This is a genomic window from Streptomyces sp. NPDC046909 (genome assembly GCF_040644695.1).
In the GTDB taxonomy this organism is placed as follows: Bacteria; Actinomycetota; Actinomycetes; order Streptomycetales; family Streptomycetaceae; genus Streptomyces.
Map to the genome: position 1 here is coordinate 707,795 of NZ_JBEYXC010000003.1, position 14,679 is coordinate 722,473.

General features: G+C 69.7%; 15 protein-coding genes and 1 tRNA gene. 7 read left to right on the forward strand and 9 right to left on the reverse strand.

All coding sequences use genetic code 11. The features are described from left to right. Nucleotides 1-20: 20 nt before the first annotated feature. The 5 genes from ABZ928_RS12015 to ABZ928_RS12035 form a co-directional block, all read right to left on the reverse strand. A complete protein-coding gene (locus ABZ928_RS12015) occupies nt 21-476 on the reverse strand; it encodes a hypothetical protein (RefSeq protein ID WP_361517246.1) in 456 nt (151 codons plus the stop codon). Nucleotides 477-501: 25 nt separating this feature from the next. After that, on the reverse strand, nt 502-1,050 hold the full coding sequence (locus ABZ928_RS12020; protein WP_361517247.1) for an RNA 2'-phosphotransferase: 549 nt from the start codon (nt 1,048-1,050) through the stop codon (nt 502-504). A gap of 122 nt (nt 1,051-1,172) precedes the next feature. Continuing rightward, nucleotides 1,173-2,111, reverse strand: coding sequence for a MerR family transcriptional regulator (locus tag ABZ928_RS12025; protein WP_361517249.1), 939 nt, complete (start codon nt 2,109-2,111; stop codon nt 1,173-1,175). Between the two features lie 40 nt (nt 2,112-2,151). Then, nucleotides 2,152-3,906, reverse strand: a complete 1,755-nt coding sequence (locus ABZ928_RS12030; RefSeq protein WP_361517250.1) for an SDR family oxidoreductase — start codon at nt 3,904-3,906, stop codon at nt 2,152-2,154. A gap of 5 nt (nt 3,907-3,911) precedes the next feature. Beyond that, nucleotides 3,912-4,754 (reverse strand): M24 family metallopeptidase, encoded by an 843-nt coding sequence (locus tag ABZ928_RS12035; protein ID WP_361517252.1) that lies wholly within the window; start codon nt 4,752-4,754, stop codon nt 3,912-3,914. 241 nt (nt 4,755-4,995) lie between these two features. Between ABZ928_RS12035 and ABZ928_RS12040 the strand changes: the two genes are divergently transcribed. The 7 genes from ABZ928_RS12040 (at nt 4,996) to ABZ928_RS12070 (ending at nt 9,618) form a co-directional block, all read left to right on the forward strand. Continuing rightward, nucleotides 4,996-5,973: an ABC transporter ATP-binding protein gene (locus ABZ928_RS12040; protein WP_361517660.1), complete on the forward strand. Its 978-nt coding sequence runs from the start codon at nt 4,996-4,998 to the stop codon at nt 5,971-5,973. Next, the gene (locus ABZ928_RS12045; RefSeq protein WP_361517254.1) at nt 5,963-6,871 is read left to right on the forward strand and encodes an ABC transporter permease; all 909 of its coding nucleotides are present in this window, start codon (nt 5,963-5,965) and stop codon (nt 6,869-6,871) included. Before ABZ928_RS12040 ends, ABZ928_RS12045 begins: the two co-directional genes overlap by 11 nt. Continuing rightward, the gene (locus ABZ928_RS12050) at nt 6,868-7,779 is read left to right on the forward strand and encodes an ABC transporter ATP-binding protein (protein ID WP_361517255.1); all 912 of its coding nucleotides are present in this window, start codon (nt 6,868-6,870) and stop codon (nt 7,777-7,779) included. Before ABZ928_RS12045 ends, ABZ928_RS12050 begins: the two co-directional genes overlap by 4 nt. A 10-nt stretch (nt 7,780-7,789) precedes the next feature. After that, a complete protein-coding gene (locus ABZ928_RS12055) occupies nt 7,790-8,509 on the forward strand; it encodes an ABC transporter permease (protein ID WP_361517257.1) in 720 nt (239 codons plus the stop codon). An 80-nt stretch (nt 8,510-8,589) separates the two neighbouring features. Further along, nucleotides 8,590-8,823: a hypothetical protein gene (locus ABZ928_RS12060; RefSeq protein WP_361517258.1), complete on the forward strand. Its 234-nt coding sequence runs from the start codon at nt 8,590-8,592 to the stop codon at nt 8,821-8,823. A 280-nt stretch (nt 8,824-9,103) separates the two neighbouring features. After that, nucleotides 9,104-9,191 (forward strand) — tRNA-Ser (locus tag ABZ928_RS12065). Between the two features lie 34 nt (nt 9,192-9,225). After that, a complete protein-coding gene (locus ABZ928_RS12070) occupies nt 9,226-9,618 on the forward strand; it encodes a hypothetical protein (protein WP_361517260.1) in 393 nt (130 codons plus the stop codon). A gap of 17 nt (nt 9,619-9,635) precedes the next feature. On the opposite strand, the gene ABZ928_RS12075 is transcribed toward ABZ928_RS12070, so the two are convergent. The 4 genes from ABZ928_RS12075 to efeB all read right to left on the reverse strand — a co-directional run bounded on the left by ABZ928_RS12075 (nt 9,636) and on the right by efeB (nt 14,674). Then, nucleotides 9,636-10,460: an HAD family hydrolase gene (locus ABZ928_RS12075; protein WP_361517262.1), complete on the reverse strand. Its 825-nt coding sequence runs from the start codon at nt 10,458-10,460 to the stop codon at nt 9,636-9,638. After that, on the reverse strand, nt 10,457-11,734 hold the full coding sequence (gene serS / locus ABZ928_RS12080; RefSeq protein WP_361517264.1) for a serine--tRNA ligase: 1,278 nt from the start codon (nt 11,732-11,734) through the stop codon (nt 10,457-10,459). Before serS ends, ABZ928_RS12075 begins: the two co-directional genes overlap by 4 nt. 562 nt (nt 11,735-12,296) lie before the next feature. Next, nucleotides 12,297-13,229 carry a prephenate dehydratase gene (pheA, locus tag ABZ928_RS12085; RefSeq protein WP_361517266.1) on the reverse strand — a complete coding sequence of 311 codons (933 nt, stop codon included), beginning with the start codon at nt 13,227-13,229 and terminating at the stop codon, nt 12,297-12,299. Nucleotides 13,230-13,360: 131 nt separating this feature from the next. Beyond that, entirely contained in the window at nt 13,361-14,674 is a 1,314-nt protein-coding gene (efeB, locus tag ABZ928_RS12090) for an iron uptake transporter deferrochelatase/peroxidase subunit (protein WP_361517268.1), read from the reverse strand. Nucleotides 14,675-14,679: the final 5 nt, after the last annotated feature.

A 14,679-nucleotide genomic window follows, 5' to 3' on the forward strand; every position in this document is an offset into this window, starting at 1 on the left:
CGTGAAACAGTCACCGACGGTCACCGCGCACGGCCACTGAGCCACGGACTGAGCCCGACCAGGATGAACTCCTTGTGCACCCGGTCGCCCGGCAGCGGGACCATCAGATAGCTGCCCGGCGGGAAGCGCCGCACCTTGACCCAGGCGTGCCCTTCGTAGAGGGCGCGAAGGAAGGCGGGCACGTCGTCACGGGCGACGTCGGGGCACTCGACGCCGTCGACGCTGATCAGCGCGTCATCGTCCGGGAACAGCCGTACGTCCACCCGAGGCCGCCCACCGAGCTCGACATACGCCTCGTGGGGCAGGGAGCCGTCCGGGTCCGCGGTGACGCCGACGCCCGCGGCGGTACGGCGGGAGGTCTGATCGGCGCCGATGTCATGGGTCACCTCGATCTCCAGTCCATACTCGGCGGCGAGTGCGCGGAGCGCCGTGACGGCGGCTTCGGTGGTGGGCAGATGGTTTCCCTGGTGGTCCATACCACTGATCATGCCGAAGGTCAGTTCAGTGCGACTCGGGGAAACGCAGGTATTCCGGCGGCACCGCCTTCGTCAGCCACACCCCGTTCGCGCTGACGTGGAAGACATGGCCGTCCCGGTGCATCGCGCCCGTGTCCACGGAGAGCACCACAGGGCGGCCGCGACGGGCGCCCACCCGGGTCGCTGTCTCGCGGTCGGGTGAGAGATGCACGTCGTGGCGGTTCATCGGCCGCAGGCCCTCGGCGCGGATCGCGTCCAGGTAGCGGTCCACGGTCCCGTGGTAGAGGTACGGCGGCGGGGTCGCCGGGGGCAGTCCGAGATCCACCTCGATGCTGTGGCCCTGGCTGGCGCGGATCCGGGTACCGTCGATCGCGAAACGCTTCTTGTCGTTGGCGGCGACCACATGGTCCAGTTCCTCACGGGTGAACCGGAAGTTGTGCGCGGCGGCCGCGGCGATCAGTACGTCGATCTCGACCCAGCCCGCCTCGTCGAGCGTCAGCCCGATCCGTTCCGGTTGGTGGCGCAGGTGCTTCGAGAGGTACTTCGACACCTTCACGGTGCGTCTTTCGTCCATCCGCTCAGGATGACGGGAGAGACGGGGATCACGCATTTTGTTTTGGGTTGGATGTTTGATCCACAACCAACTTGACTTATCCACAGGTCACTTGGCGATTCTGTGGACAACTCCTCGTCATGTCAGCCCCTTTCGTCAAGATCGACTGGGGGCACCCCTCTTGACGTGAGCGCGTCCAACTCCCTTGCCCGTACCTCCCGTTCAGCCGCCAGCGCGATGAACTCCGCCGCCCGCTCCACCCCAACCAGCCCCTCCACGGCCCGCATCGTCTCCTCGGGCAGCGCCACGGAGCGGGCCGCGGGAGGCTCCGGCGGGCCCTCGCCCGTGCCGAGGTGCTGCCGCAGATGACGTACCGCCAACAGCCGCATCGCACGGGCGAGTTCCGCGTCCACCGTCTGCTGTGCGAGCGGGCGCAGGCGCCGTACGAGCGAGGCCGCCTCGGCCGCGTCGGCGTCGGTCGGGCGGTGCGGTCCGTCGAGGTAGCGGGCGAAGACGTGCTCGGTGGTGAACTCCAGGAAACGGGCGGCGATGTGCTCGACCTGCCCTCTCAACTCCCGCAGGTGGCCCGATATCGCGGACAGCGGCACCCCGGCCGCGTGCAACTCGACGGCCACGGCGAGCTCTTGGGGGCTCGGCACGAGGAAGGAGTCCGCGTCGCCGGGCACCGGCTCCAGTACCCCGAGCTCCACGGCGTCGGCGACCGCCGCGTCGTCGGGCGTGCCGCCGAAGCGCTCCTCCAGTTCGGCGCGCGAGATCCGGACCGCCTCCTCGTCGCTCCACGGACCGTCGACCTCGGCGACCAGGCCGAGCACCCCGCCGAGGCCGCGGCCCGCGTCCCAGGCCGCCAGGAGCTCCTTGATGGAGGCCAGGGTGTAGCCGCGGTCGAGCAGGTCGGCGATCTGACGCAGGCGGACGAGATGGGCGTCGGAGTAGAGGTTGGCGCGGCCGCGGCGCTCCGGACGGGGGAGGAGGCCGCGGTCCTGGTAGGCGCGGATGGTGCGCACGGTGGCGCCGCTGAGGTGGGCGAGGTCCTCGATCCGGAGCGTCGGTATGTCACTCATGCAACCGTCCATACAACCGTCCTTGAACAGGCGCCCGTGGTTACAGCGGTGGTTCCATGCGCGCGATCGCCCGCAGCGCGCCCGGCGCGAACCGGGACAGCAGACGTGCGCCGCGTGCCTCGGGGGTCACCGGTACCACCGCCTCGTTGCGGGCGACGGCCCGCAGGATCGCGTCGGCGACCTTCTCCGGAGGGTAGTTGCGCAGCCCGTACAGCCGCGCGGACCGCTTCTGGCGCCGTTTCTCCTCCTCCGCGTCGACTCCGGCGAAGCGCGCGGTCGAGGTGATGTTGGTGTTGACGAAGCCGGGGCAGATCGCGCTGACCCCGATGCCCTGTCCGGCGAGTTCGGCGCGCAGGCACTCGCTGAGCATCAGCACCGCCGCCTTGGAGGTGCTGTAGGCGGGCAGTGCCCTGGAGGGCTGGTACGCCGCCGCCGACGCGGTGTTGACGATGTGGCCGCCCTGTCCGCGCTCGGCCATCTGCCTGCCGAAGAGCCGGCAGCCGTGGATGACGCCCCACAGGTTGACGTCGAGGACCTTCTTCCAGTCCTCGGGGGTGGTGTCGAGGAAGGAGCCGCCCAGACCGATCCCGGCGTTGTTGACCAGGACGTCGACCACGCCGTATTCGGCGGCGACCTTGGCGGCGAGCTTCTCCATGGCCTGCTCGTCGGAGACGTCGACCGTCTCCGCCCAGGCCTCGGGGGAACCGATCAGCCGGGACATCTCGGCGGTACGGGCCGCGCTCTCCGTGTCCCGGTCGACGGCGATCACGCGCGCGCCGGCCTCGGCGAAGGCGTACGCCGTGGCCCGTCCGATGCCGCTGCCCGCGCCGGTGACCAGCACGAGCTGCCCGCCGAAGCGGTCGGAGTACTTGCCGGTCGCCGGTGTCTCCACCCGGCCTCCCTCGATGGATGTCACGAACTCGCCGATCCAGGCCGCCAGTTGGTCGGGGCGGGACCGCGGTATCCAGTGCCGGGCCTGGAGGGTGCGCCGGGTCAACCGGGGGACCCACTGGTCCAGTTCGTCGTAGAGGCGCTCCGACAGGAACGCGTCGCCCAGGGGCGTGATGAGCTGCACGGGTGCGTGCGCGTGCGCGTCCTGGCGCGGGCGGCGCAGTCTCGCGCGGACGTTGTCCCGGTACAGCCACGCCCCGTGCGCCGCGTCGGCCGGCAGTGAGGAGGTCGGGTAGCCGTCGCCGGGGACCCGCTCGAAGCGTTCCAGGAGGCGGGGCCAGGTCTTGCCGAGGGGGCCGCGCCAGGCCAGTTCGGGCAGCACGGGTGTGTGCAGCGCGTACACGTACCAGGACTTGGCGCCCTGGCCGAGGAGCTGGCCGACCCGGCGCGGGGTGGGCCGCTTGATCCGGCTGTTGATCCAGTGCCCGAAGTGGTCCAGGGACGGCCCGGACATCGAGGTGAAGGAGGCGATCCGGCCCTCGGTGCGCTGGACGGTGGTGAACTCCCAGGCCTGCACCGAGCCCCAGTCGTGCCCCACGAGGTGCACCGGCCGGTCCGGGCTGACCGCGTCGACGACGGCCAGGAAGTCGTCCGTCAGCTTCTCCAGCGTGAACCCGCCCCGCAGCGGCCGCGGGGCGGTCGAACGGCCGTGGCCGCGGACGTCGTACAGCACGACATGGAAGCGGTCGGACAGGCGTGACGCGACCTGTGACCACACCTCCTTGCTGTCGGGGTAGCCGTGCACCAGGACGACCGTCGGCCACGACGGGTCCCCCAGCTCGGCGACACACAGTTCGACGCCGCCGGTCCGCACCCGGCGCTCGCGCGCACCCTCGAGCGTCACGCCGCTCACTCCCCCTCCGCCCAGCGCCGCACGTGCGGCAGATCGTCGTCCAGCCAGAACGCGCTCTGCTCGGGGTCCTTGGAGTCGGTGACGACGAGGATCTCCTCGAACTTCGCGCCCGTGCCCCGGAATCCGAGGTGCGGTTCCACCGCCCACAGGCCCGGGCGCGGCGGATGGTCGGAGAAGCGGTACGGCGACCACAGGGGCGACCAGCCCTCGCGGTGACCGTGCAGCGCGTCGGCCGCCAGGCCCTTGAGGGACTGGGTGCCGAAGCCGAAGACCTTCGGTGACCAGCGGCTCTCCTTGACCCGGTCCACCTTGTGGGCGATCACGCCGAAGGGGTACGCGCGGTGCCGGTTGGCGTAGCCCTGGCGGACCATGAGGCGGTCCACGTCCTCGTAGATCGCGCGCAGCGGACGCCGCTCGCGCACTTCGCGCAGGATCAGTTCGCGGTGTGCCCGGAGGTCGTCCATCAGCTTGTCCTGCACGGGGTTCGCGCCCAGCGAGCCGGAGTAGCCGATGTCCGCGGTGAAGCCCTCGAAGACCGGGGCCATGTCGAGGATGAACGGCATCCCCGGCTCCAGCCGGCGGTTCGTGGGGAAGAACTGGAGCGGGACGCGGAAGTTCACGAACGCCGTGCGGTCCCCGAACCAGGCGAAGGGGAGATGGAACCAGTCCCGCACCCCGCGCTCGCGCAGCCACGCGCGCTGCATCCGCGCCGCCTCACGCTCGGTCACCCCGGGTTCCAGGCGGGCCGCGACGGCTTCGGCGCATTCGTACGCCAGCCGCTGGACCTTTCTGAATCCCCGCAGTTCGGCGGCCCGTTCGTCTGTCACTGCCGTCGTCATGCCACCCCGCCCCACCCAGTCCACGTCGACTGCGCTACGTGTCCGTAACTTGACATCAACGAATGTGACAGTTGTTAGAGGCAGCGTCAATAGCGGGGTCGCGGCCTGTGGAAAACACCGCTCCCCGTAGCTCTCAGGCATGGCATCCCCTACGGGCCCGTACATCTGGAGTCTGACCCGAAGACAGCTCTGCGGTGTGACGACCGCAGTGGCGCGGGTCACTACTGTCGACGACGTGACTGTGATCGCGACCGAAAGCCTGAGCAAGCGGTTCCCCCGGGTGACCGCGCTTGACCGGCTGACCATGGACATCGGGCCCGGGGTGACCGGACTCGTCGGAGCCAATGGAGCCGGCAAGTCCACCATGATCAAGATCCTGCTGGGTCTGTCCCCCGCCACCGAGGGCCGCGCCGAAGTACTCGGACTCGACGTCGCCACCAAGGGCGGCGCCATCCGCGAGCGCGTCGGCTACATGCCGGAGCACGACTGTCTGCCGCCCGACGTCTCGGCCACCGAGTTCGTCGTCCACATGGCGCGCATGTCAGGGCTGCCGCCCGCCGCCGCCCGCGAACGCACCGCGGACACCCTGCGGCACGTGGGCCTGTACGAGGAGCGCTACCGCCCCATCGGCGGCTACTCCACCGGCATGAAGCAGCGCGTGAAGCTGGCCCAGGCCCTGGTCCACGACCCGCAGCTGGTCTTCCTGGACGAGCCGACCAACGGCCTCGACCCGGTCGGCCGCGACGACATGCTCGGCCTCATCCGCCGTATCCACACCGACTTCGGCATCTCGGTCCTGGTCACCTCCCATCTGCTGGGCGAACTGGAACGCACCTGCGACCACGTCGTCGTCATCGACGGCGGCAAGCTCCTGCGCTCCAGCTCCACCACCGACTTCACCCAGACCACGACCACTCTCGCGATCGAGGTCACCGACACCGACGAACACCCCGACGGCACCCGCGCGGTGCGCGAGGCGCTCCACGCGCGCGGGGTGGAGGTCCTCGACGCGAACAGCGCCCTGCCCGGCGCCGGCCACATCCTGCTGCTGACCGCGCAGGGCGAGGAGACCTACGACGTCGTCCGGGACGCCGTCGCCGACCTCGGCCTCGGCCTGGTGCGCATGGAGCAGCGCCGCCACCACATCTCGGAGGTCTTCAAGGACGACCAGGAGACCGAGGAAGCACAGCGGAAGGAGACCGTCGGCCATGGCAATTGAGCACCCGGTCACCGGCCCCTCGGGCGACCAGACCCGCATCCACAACATCGGCTACCGCACCTACGACGGCCCCCGCCTCGGCCGCTCCTACGCGGCCCGCTCGCTCTACTCGCAGTCCCTGCGCGGCGCCTACGGCCTCGGCCGCTCGGTCAAGTCCAAGGTGCTGCCGATGCTGCTGTTCGTGGTGATGTGCGTGCCCGCGGCCATCATGGTCGCCGTCGCGGTCGCCACCAAGGCCGGCGACCTGCCCGTCGACTACACCCGCTACGCGATCATCATGCAGTCCGTGATCTGCCTGTACGTCGCCTCGCAGGCACCCCAGTCCGTCTCGCGCGACCTGCGCTTCAAGACCGTGCCGCTGTACTTCTCCCGGCCGATCGAGACCGCCGACTACGTCCGCGCGAAGTACGCGGCGCTGGCCTCGGCGATGTTCATCCTGACCGCGGCCCCGCTGCTCGTGCTCTACGTGGGCGCGCTGCTGGCCAAGCTCGACTTCGCCGACCAGACCAAGGGATTCGCGCAGGGACTCGTCTCCGTGGCACTGCTCTCGCTGCTGTTCGCCGGCATCGGCCTGGTCATCGCGGCCGTGACCCCGCGCCGCGGCTTCGGCATCGCCGCCGTGATCGCCGTCTTCACCATCTCCTACGGCGCCGTCACCACCCTCCAGGCCATCGCCGACGCCCAGGGCAGCACCTCCGCCATCCCGTGGATGGGCCTCTTCTCGCCGGTCACCCTCATTGACGGCGTGCAGTCCGCCTTCCTCGGCGCGGTCCCGGCCCTGCCGGGCGAGCACGGGCCCTCCACCGGCCAGGGCGTGGTGTACATCCTCGTCGTCCTCGGCCTGATGGCCGCCAGCTACGGCCTCCTGATGCGCCGCTACAAGAAGGTGGGCCTGTGACCACGCTCAGCATCGACCACGTCTCCCGCTGGTTCGGCAACGTGGTCGCCGTCAACGACGTCACCATGACCATCGGGCCGGGCGTCACCGGCCTCCTCGGCCCCAACGGCGCCGGAAAGTCCACCCTGATCAACATGATGGGCGGCTTCCTCGCCCCCTCCACCGGCACCGTCACCCTCGACGGCGAGCAGGTGTGGCGCAACGAGGCCATCTACCAGCACATCGGCATCGTCCCCGAGCGCGAGGCGATGTACGACTTCCTCACCGGCCGCGAATTCGTCGTCGCCAACGCCGAACTGCACGGCCTGGGCGCCAAGGCCGCCCAGAAGGCGCTGGCCACGGTCGAGATGGAGTACGCGCAGGACCGCAAGATCCAGACGTACTCCAAGGGCATGCGCCAGCGCGTGAAGATGGCGAGCGCCCTCGTCCACGACCCGTCGCTGCTCCTGCTCGACGAGCCCTTCAACGGCATGGACCCGCGCCAGCGCATGCAGCTCATGGACCTGCTGCGGCGCATGGGCGACGAGGGCCGCACGGTCCTGTTCTCGTCCCACATCCTCGAAGAGGTCGAGCAACTCGCCTGGCACATCGAGGTCGTGGTCGCCGGACGGCACGCGGCCAGCGGTGACTTCCGCAAGATCCGCCGTCTGATGACCGACCGCCCGCACCGCTACCTGGTCCGCTCCAGCGACGACCGCGCCCTCGCGGCCGCGCTGATCGCCGACCCGTCGACGTCCGGCATCGAAGTCGACCTCCAGGAAGGCGCGTTGCGCGTCCAGGCCGTCGACTTCGCCCGCTTCACCACGCTGCTGCCCAAGGTCGCCCGCGACCACGGCATCCGGCTGCTCACGGTCTCGCCGTCCGACGAGTCCCTCGAGTCCGTGTTCTCGTATCTGGTCGCGGCGTAGGAGGCCGAAGATGTACGACCCCACAGTCGCCCGGCTCACCTATCGAGCCCTGCTCGGCCGCCGCCGGGCCCTCATCCTGGGCGCCCTGCCCCTGCTGCTGATCGCGATCTCCGTGATCGTGCGCGCCCTGGTCGGCGCGGACGACCAGACGGCCGCCGACCTGCTGGGCGGACTCGCGCTCGCCACGATGGTGCCGATCATCGGCGTCATCGCCGGCACGGGCGCGATCGGCCCGGAGATCGACGACGGCTCGGTGGTGTACCTGCTGTCCAAGCCGATCAAGCGCCCCACGATCATCTTCACCAAGCTGATCGTGGCCATCGCCGTCACGATGGTGTTCTCAGCGCTCCCGACCCTCATCGCGGGCTTCATCCTCAACGGCAACGGCCAGCAGATCGCCGTCGCCTACACGGTGGCGGCCCTGGTCTCGTCCATCGCCTACGCCGCGCTGTTCCTGCTGCTCGGCACGGTCTCCCGGCACGCGGTGGTCTTCGGCCTCGTCTACGCCCTGGTCTGGGAGGCGCTGTTCGGCTCCCTGGTCTCCGGAGCCCGCACGCTCAGCGTCCAGCAGTGGTCGCTGGCCGTGGCCCACAAGGTCGCCGGCGGGGACATGGTCACCTCCGACGTCGGACTGCCCACGGCGACGGTCCTGCTCGTCGTGGTGACCGTCCTCGCGACTTGGTACGCGGGACAGAAGCTGCGGACGCTGACGCTGGCGGGCGAGGAGTAGACGCCGGGCTTATTGACAGGGACTTCACCTCTGCCCAGGCACACTGGGCCATTGGGGATGCACTGCTAGGAGGAACGGGGATGGCGGACGCGCACCACGACGGACGGGCACGCTCCGGGGACGACACCTGGGACGACCTCGTCCTGGACGAGGACTTCATACGCTCCGCGGAGACCTCAGAGCCGTCCGCCCGGGCCCGTATGCTCGCCGCCCGCTGGCGCGGCGAGAAGCCCGAACCGCAGCCGTGGCGCTCCGACGAGCCGCCGGCGGGCTGGTTCTTCAGCAAGGCGCGCCGCAGATGGTGGAAGCGCTAGGGAAACCACGGCAGCAGGCGAACACCCGGCCGATTTATTCGGTGGCGCCCAACTCGGCGTACAGGCACGATGGTTGTGTCCACGCCGGACACCGACTCCGGCGCCACGTTCTGGGAGAGGAGCCGGGCGATGTCGATGCACGACAGTACGTCCAGCTCCCGTCAGGGCAGTCCGCAGCGGGTTCCGGTGTAGTTACGCCACCGTCGAACCCGCTCAGCGGGAACTGCCCGGGGCGGCCGCTTCGAGCACGCGATGTCGCTCTCGCGTGGGCCGCCCACCCGGAGGATTGGCCGAGAGGCAAGGCACCGGTTTGCTAAACCGCGGTCGGGTCCCAAAGACCCGCGCACGTTCGATCCGTGCATCCTCCGCAAGACGCGATTAGGTTCAGGCGACATGGCGAACATGGCGCAGCCCCTTTACTACATCGACCGCTCCGACCTCCGCGAGGGAAAGATCGCGCAGGTCAGGGCCGGGATGCGAGACCTGGCCGAGTTCGTCGAGGCCCGTGAACCGCAGCTGATCGCCTACCACTTCTACATCGACGAATCCGAGTCCACGATGACGACCGTGGCGGTCCACCCCGACTCGGCGTCGCTGGAACTGCACATGGAACTCGGCGGCCCGAAGTTCCGGGAGTTCCGTGAGCTCATCCGCATGAACTCCATCGACGTCTACGGCCAAGCGAGCCCGGCGGCCGTGCGGCAACTCCGGCAGAAGGCCGAGATGCTCGGCGGCGGCACGGTCACCTTCCACACCGAGCAGGCGGGCTTCAGCCGACCGGCAGGCGTGAGCTGACCCCCCGCCCCAGCGCTTCAGCCGAGCAACCGCTCCAGCACCACCGCGATCCCGTCCTCCTCGTTCGAGGACGTCACCTCGTCCGCCACAGCCTTCAGCTCCTCATGCGCGTTGGCCATGGCCACACCCCGAGCAGCCCACCCGAACATCGGCACATCGTTCGGCATGTCACCGAAGGCAAGGGTGTCCGCGGCCTTCAGCCCCAGCCGCCGCGCCGCCAGCGACAGCCCCGTCGCCTTCGACAGCCCCAGCGGCAGCAGCTCCACGATGCCCGCACCGGCCATCGCGACGTTCACGAACCCGCCCGCGGCCTGCCGGGCGGCCTCCGCCAGCTCGTCGTCCGACAGCTGAGGATGCTGTATGTAGATCTTGTTCAGCGGGGCGGACCACAGGTCGGCCGCGTCCGTGAACGGCGTCGCGGGGAGGTCACCGGTGAGCGCGTACCCCTGGCCCACCAGCACCTCGCCGTCCAGACCGTCGCGGCTCGCCGCGAGATACAGCGGACCGACCTCCGCCTCGATCTTCGCGAGCGCGACCCCCGCCAGCTGCCGGTCCAGGGTCACGGACGTCAGCAGACGGTGCTCCCCGGCGTCGTACACCTGCGCGCCCTGCCCGCAGACCGCGAGGCCCTCGTAGCCGAGGTCGTCGAGGATGTGCCGCGTCCACGGCACCGCGCGGCCGGTGACCACGATGTGCGCGGCACCGGCCCCGGTCGCCGCCGCGAGGGCGTCACGGGTGCGCTGCGAGACCGACTCGTCGGAGCGCAGGAGCGTCCCGTCGAGATCGGTCGCGATCAGCCGGTACGGAAATCCCCCGCCCGAGGTCGAAGACGCGTCGCTCACTTGGAGACCGGCTCCAGGACCTCACGCCCGCCCAGGTACGGACGCAGCACCGGCGGCACATACACGGAGCCGTCGGCCTGCTGGTGGTTCTCCAGGAGCGCCACGATCGTGCGCGGGACGGCGCACAGCGTGCCGTTGAGCGTCGCGAGCGGCGTGACCTTCTTGCCGTCCCGCTGGCGCACCGACAGACGCCGGGCCTGGAAGCTGTCGCAGTTGGACGCCGAGGTCAGCTCGCGGTACTTGCCCTGGGTCGGGATCCACGCCTCGCAGTCGAACTTGCGGGAGGCGGAGGCACCCAGGTCGCCCGAGGCCACGTCGATGACCTGGAAGGGCAGCTCCAGGCCGGACAGCCACTGCTTCTCCCACTCCAGGAGACGCTTGTGCTCGTTCTCGGCGTCCTCAGGAGCGACGTACGAGAACATCTCGACCTTGTCGAACTGGTGCACGCGGAAGATGCCGCGCGTGTCCTTGCCGTACGTGCCGGCCTCGCGGCGGAAGCACGGCGAGAAGCCGGCGTAGCGCAGCGGCAGCTTGTCGGCGTCGAGGATCTCGTCCATGTGGTACGCGGCGAGCGGGACCTCGGAGGTGCCGACGAGGTAGTAGTCGTCCTTCTCCAGGTGGTACACGTTCTCCGCGGCCTGGCCGAGGAAGCCGGTGCCCTCCATGGCGCGCGGGCGGACCAGCGCGGGGGTGAGCATCGGGATGAAGCCGGCCTCGGTGGCCTGCGCGATCGCCGCGTTGACGAGCGCGAGCTCCAGGAGCGCGCCGACGCCGGTGAGGTAGTAGAAGCGCGAGCCGGACACCTTCGCGCCGCGCTCGACGTCGATGGCGCCCAGCGCCTCGCCGAGCTCCAGGTGGTCCTTGGGCTCGAAGCCCTCGGCGGCGAAGTCGCGGATGGTGCCGTGCGTCTCCAGGACGACGAAGTCCTCCTCGCCGCCGACGGGCACGTCGGGGTGGACGAGGTTGCCGAGCTGGAGGGCGAGGCGCTTGGTCTCCTCGTCGGCCTCGTGCTGCTCGGCGTCGGCCGCCTTGACGTCGGCGGCCAGCTGGCCCGCCTTCTTCAGCAGCTCGGCCTTCTCGTCGCCGGAGGCCTTGGGGATGAGCTTGCCGAGGTTCTTCTGCTCGGAACGCAGCTCGTCGAAGCGGACGCCGGACGACCTGCGCCGCTCGTCGGCAGACAGGAGGGCGTCGACGAGCGCGACGTCCTCTCCACGGGCGCGCTGCGAGGCGCGCACTCGGTCGGGGTCCTCACGGAGCAGGCGAAGGTCAATCACGCGGCCAAGGCTACCGGTGCCGCATGTGAGCCCACGACTCGCTATTCCGAACCACGCCTTACATACCGTTATGGGGGAATTGCCCTATGTGTTCGCCCGTGTCAATAAAAGGCGTCCCACTCCCTGGAACGGGGCACGAGGTTAACGGCGGGTTGACTCGATTCCCTTGCGGGGAACGGGACTTGGAGGCGCTCTGTCCACAGCGATCCACACCCCCCGAAAAGTTATCCACAGGGTGTGCGAAAGATCTGTGGATGTCGGAAGTGATCATTCCGAATAGGCTTCGACGGGCCGAGAATTCCCGATCCAAACCCTCCTCACGCCCACTTTCGGGTGGAAATGGGTCGCTCCAAAGGATTGATCAATGGAAACGGGTGGACGAAGGGTGACCTGTGAGGCTGTGGACGAAGTTGGGCGCTGTAGGCCGATTTGTCGACTAGGTAGCCTTTCCTTGTCGACTTGTCCCCAGGTCGAGACGGGGGGCTGTGGATAACATCTGTGGACAAAGGAAATATGCAGGTAGGACCGGCCCGAAACCCGCCGTCCTTCTATTCGAAACCTGCTAGAAACGTCCATCCTGACACCGCGCCACCCAGTCCGCCGCCGCCACGAACTCGTCGTCCGACGTCCCGCGCAGCGGCGGGTGGATGTCGGCGGTCGTCACGTCCGCACGCGGGTACGAGCCGAGGTACCGGACGTCCAGGCAGATCCGCTTGAGCCCCATCAGCGCCTCGGCGACCCGGCGGTCGGAGATATGGCCCTCGGCGTCGATGCAGAAGCAGTAGTTGCCGATGCCGGCGCCGGTGGGCCGGGACTGCAGCACGGTGAGGTTGATGCCGCGGGTGGCGAACTCGCCCAGGAGGTCGCGCAGGCCGCCGGGGTGGTCGTCGCGCTGCCAGAGCACGACGGAGGTCTTGTCGGCGCCGGTCGGGGCGGCGGGCCGGGCGGGGCGGCCGACCAGTACGAACCGGGTCTGGGCGTTCTCCGCGTCGTGGATCCCGGTCTCCAGGGCTTCCAGGCCGTACCGGGCGGCCGCGAACTCGCCCGCGAAGGCGGCGTCGTACTGGCCTTCCTGGACCAGGCGCGCGGCGTCGGCGTTGGAGGCGGCGGACTCCCAGTGGGCGTCGGGGAGGTTCTTCTTCAGCCAGTTGCGGACCTGCGGCTGGGCGGCCGGGTGGGCGGAGACGGTCTTGATCTCGGACAGCTTGGTGCCGGGCCGGACGAGCAGCGCGAAGGTGATCGACAGCAGTACCTCGCGGTAGATCATCAGCGGGGCACCGGCGACCAGTTCGTCGAGGGTGGTGGTGATCCCGCCCTCGACGGAGTTCTCGATCGGCACGAACGCGGCCTCGGCCTCACCCGCGCGCACCGCGTCCAGCGCGGACTGCACGGAGACGTACGGGATCAGCTCCCGGGTGGCCGTCTCCGGGAGGGTGCGCAGGGCGACTTCGGTGAAGGTGCCTTCAGGACCGAGATACGCATAGCTCGCTGGCATGACCTCACCCTAATGGGCCTTGCGAAACCGGGTGCACTCGTCTCACGACTGCCCCTCCGCGGAGTGAACCGGCGTGACCGGAAGCGGTCCCGGGCGTTGGCGTGCCCCATCGGTCAACCGCCGGCGCCCGTTCACCCTTCCAGCAGCCCCTGCCCCACGTACTCCCCCTCCGCCGCCCCGCCCGGCACCGCGAACAGTCCGCTCGACTCATGGCGGATGTACTGGGACAGGGCGTCGCCGCGGTCGAGCTTGCGCTGGACGGTGACGAAGCCGCGCAGTGGGTCGGCCTGCCAGCACACGAAGAGCAGCCCGGCGTCGGGCGCCCCGTCGCTGTCGATGCCGTCGTGGTAGGAGAAGGGGCGCCGCAGTATCGCCGCCCCGCCGTTCTGGTCGGGCCGGCTGATGCGCGCGTGGGCGTTGATCGGGACGACCAGGTCGCCCTTGGCGTCCGTCTTCTCCAGGTCCATGGCGGTCGTCTCGGTGCCCCCGGACAGCGGCGCCCCGTCGGCCTTGCGGCGGCCGATGACGTTCTCCTGCTCGGAGACCGAGAGGCCCTCCCAGTCGTCGAGGAGCATGCGGATACGGCGTACGACGGCGTAGGAGCCGTTCGCCATCCAGGACGGGTCCTTGGAGCCGGACGAGGGCACGAAGATCCGCTGGTCGAAGTCGGACTCGCTCGGCTTGGGGTTGCGGGTGCCGTCCATCTGGCCCATGAGGTTCCGGGCGGTCATGGGGTGGGCGGTGGCGCCCGGCGACCGGTTGAAGCCGTTCATCTGCCAGCGGACGCGCGCTGCGCTCCCCGCGTCCTTCTGGATGGCGCGCAGGGCGTGGAAGGCGACCAGGGCGTCGTCGGCGCCGATCTGCACCCACAGGTCGCCGTTGCTGCGGGCCTTGTCGAGCTGGTCGGAGGAGAAGTCGGGCAGCGGGTCCAGGGAGACCGGGCGCTGCTTCTCCAGCCCGGTCCGGGCGAAGAAGCTGTGCCCGAAGCCGAAGGTGATGGTGAGGCCCGACGGCCCCGCGTCCCGGGCCACATCCGTGTCCTGGGACGCCGTCGCCTCGCCCGCCATCAGTCGCCGTGCCGTCTCCGACCAGCGGCGCAGCAGGGCTGCCGCGCCCTTGCGGCCTGCGCCCGCTGTCAGGTCGAAGGCGATGAGGTGGCCGCGGGCCTGGAGGCCCTGGAGGATGCCGGGCTGATGTTTCCCGTGAAACATCGCCTTCTCGGTGCCGAGGGAGGTGAGTGGCGTGGCCTCGGCGGGCCGGGCGGCGTACCCCACGGCTCCGCCGGCCGCGCCGAGGACGAGTCCGGTGGCACCGGCGGTCCCGAGCAGCCGGCGTCGTGAGACGCCCTCGTTGAGAGAGGCGTTCTTAAGGGCGGCGTTTTCCGAAGCGCCGTCATTAAGTGCCTTCTCGGGAGTGCGGGCCTCCGGAATGGACTGGTCAGCCATGGTGG

Excerpts from the sequence above, each read along its gene's own strand:
- ABZ928_RS12060 (WP_361517258.1), top strand. The coding sequence starts at position 8,590 with ATGGCGGACGCGCACCACGACGGACGGGCACGCTCCGGGGACGACACC.
- ABZ928_RS12035 (WP_361517252.1), bottom strand. The coding sequence starts at position 4,754 with ATGACGACGGCAGTGACAGACGAACGGGCCGCCGAACTGCGGGGATTC.
- ABZ928_RS12025 (WP_361517249.1), bottom strand. The coding sequence starts at position 2,111 with ATGAGTGACATACCGACGCTCCGGATCGAGGACCTCGCCCACCTCAGC.
- ABZ928_RS12045 (WP_361517254.1), top strand. The coding sequence starts at position 5,963 with ATGGCAATTGAGCACCCGGTCACCGGCCCCTCGGGCGACCAGACCCGC.
- pheA (WP_361517266.1), bottom strand. The coding sequence starts at position 13,229 with ATGCCAGCGAGCTATGCGTATCTCGGTCCTGAAGGCACCTTCACCGAA.
- efeB (WP_361517268.1), bottom strand. The coding sequence starts at position 14,674 with ATGGCTGACCAGTCCATTCCGGAGGCCCGCACTCCCGAGAAGGCACTT.
- ABZ928_RS12020 (WP_361517247.1), bottom strand. The coding sequence starts at position 1,050 with ATGGACGAAAGACGCACCGTGAAGGTGTCGAAGTACCTCTCGAAGCAC.
- ABZ928_RS12015 (WP_361517246.1), bottom strand. The coding sequence starts at position 476 with ATGGACCACCAGGGAAACCATCTGCCCACCACCGAAGCCGCCGTCACG.
- ABZ928_RS12070 (WP_361517260.1), top strand. The coding sequence starts at position 9,226 with ATGGCGCAGCCCCTTTACTACATCGACCGCTCCGACCTCCGCGAGGGA.
- ABZ928_RS12055 (WP_361517257.1), top strand. The coding sequence starts at position 7,790 with ATGTACGACCCCACAGTCGCCCGGCTCACCTATCGAGCCCTGCTCGGC.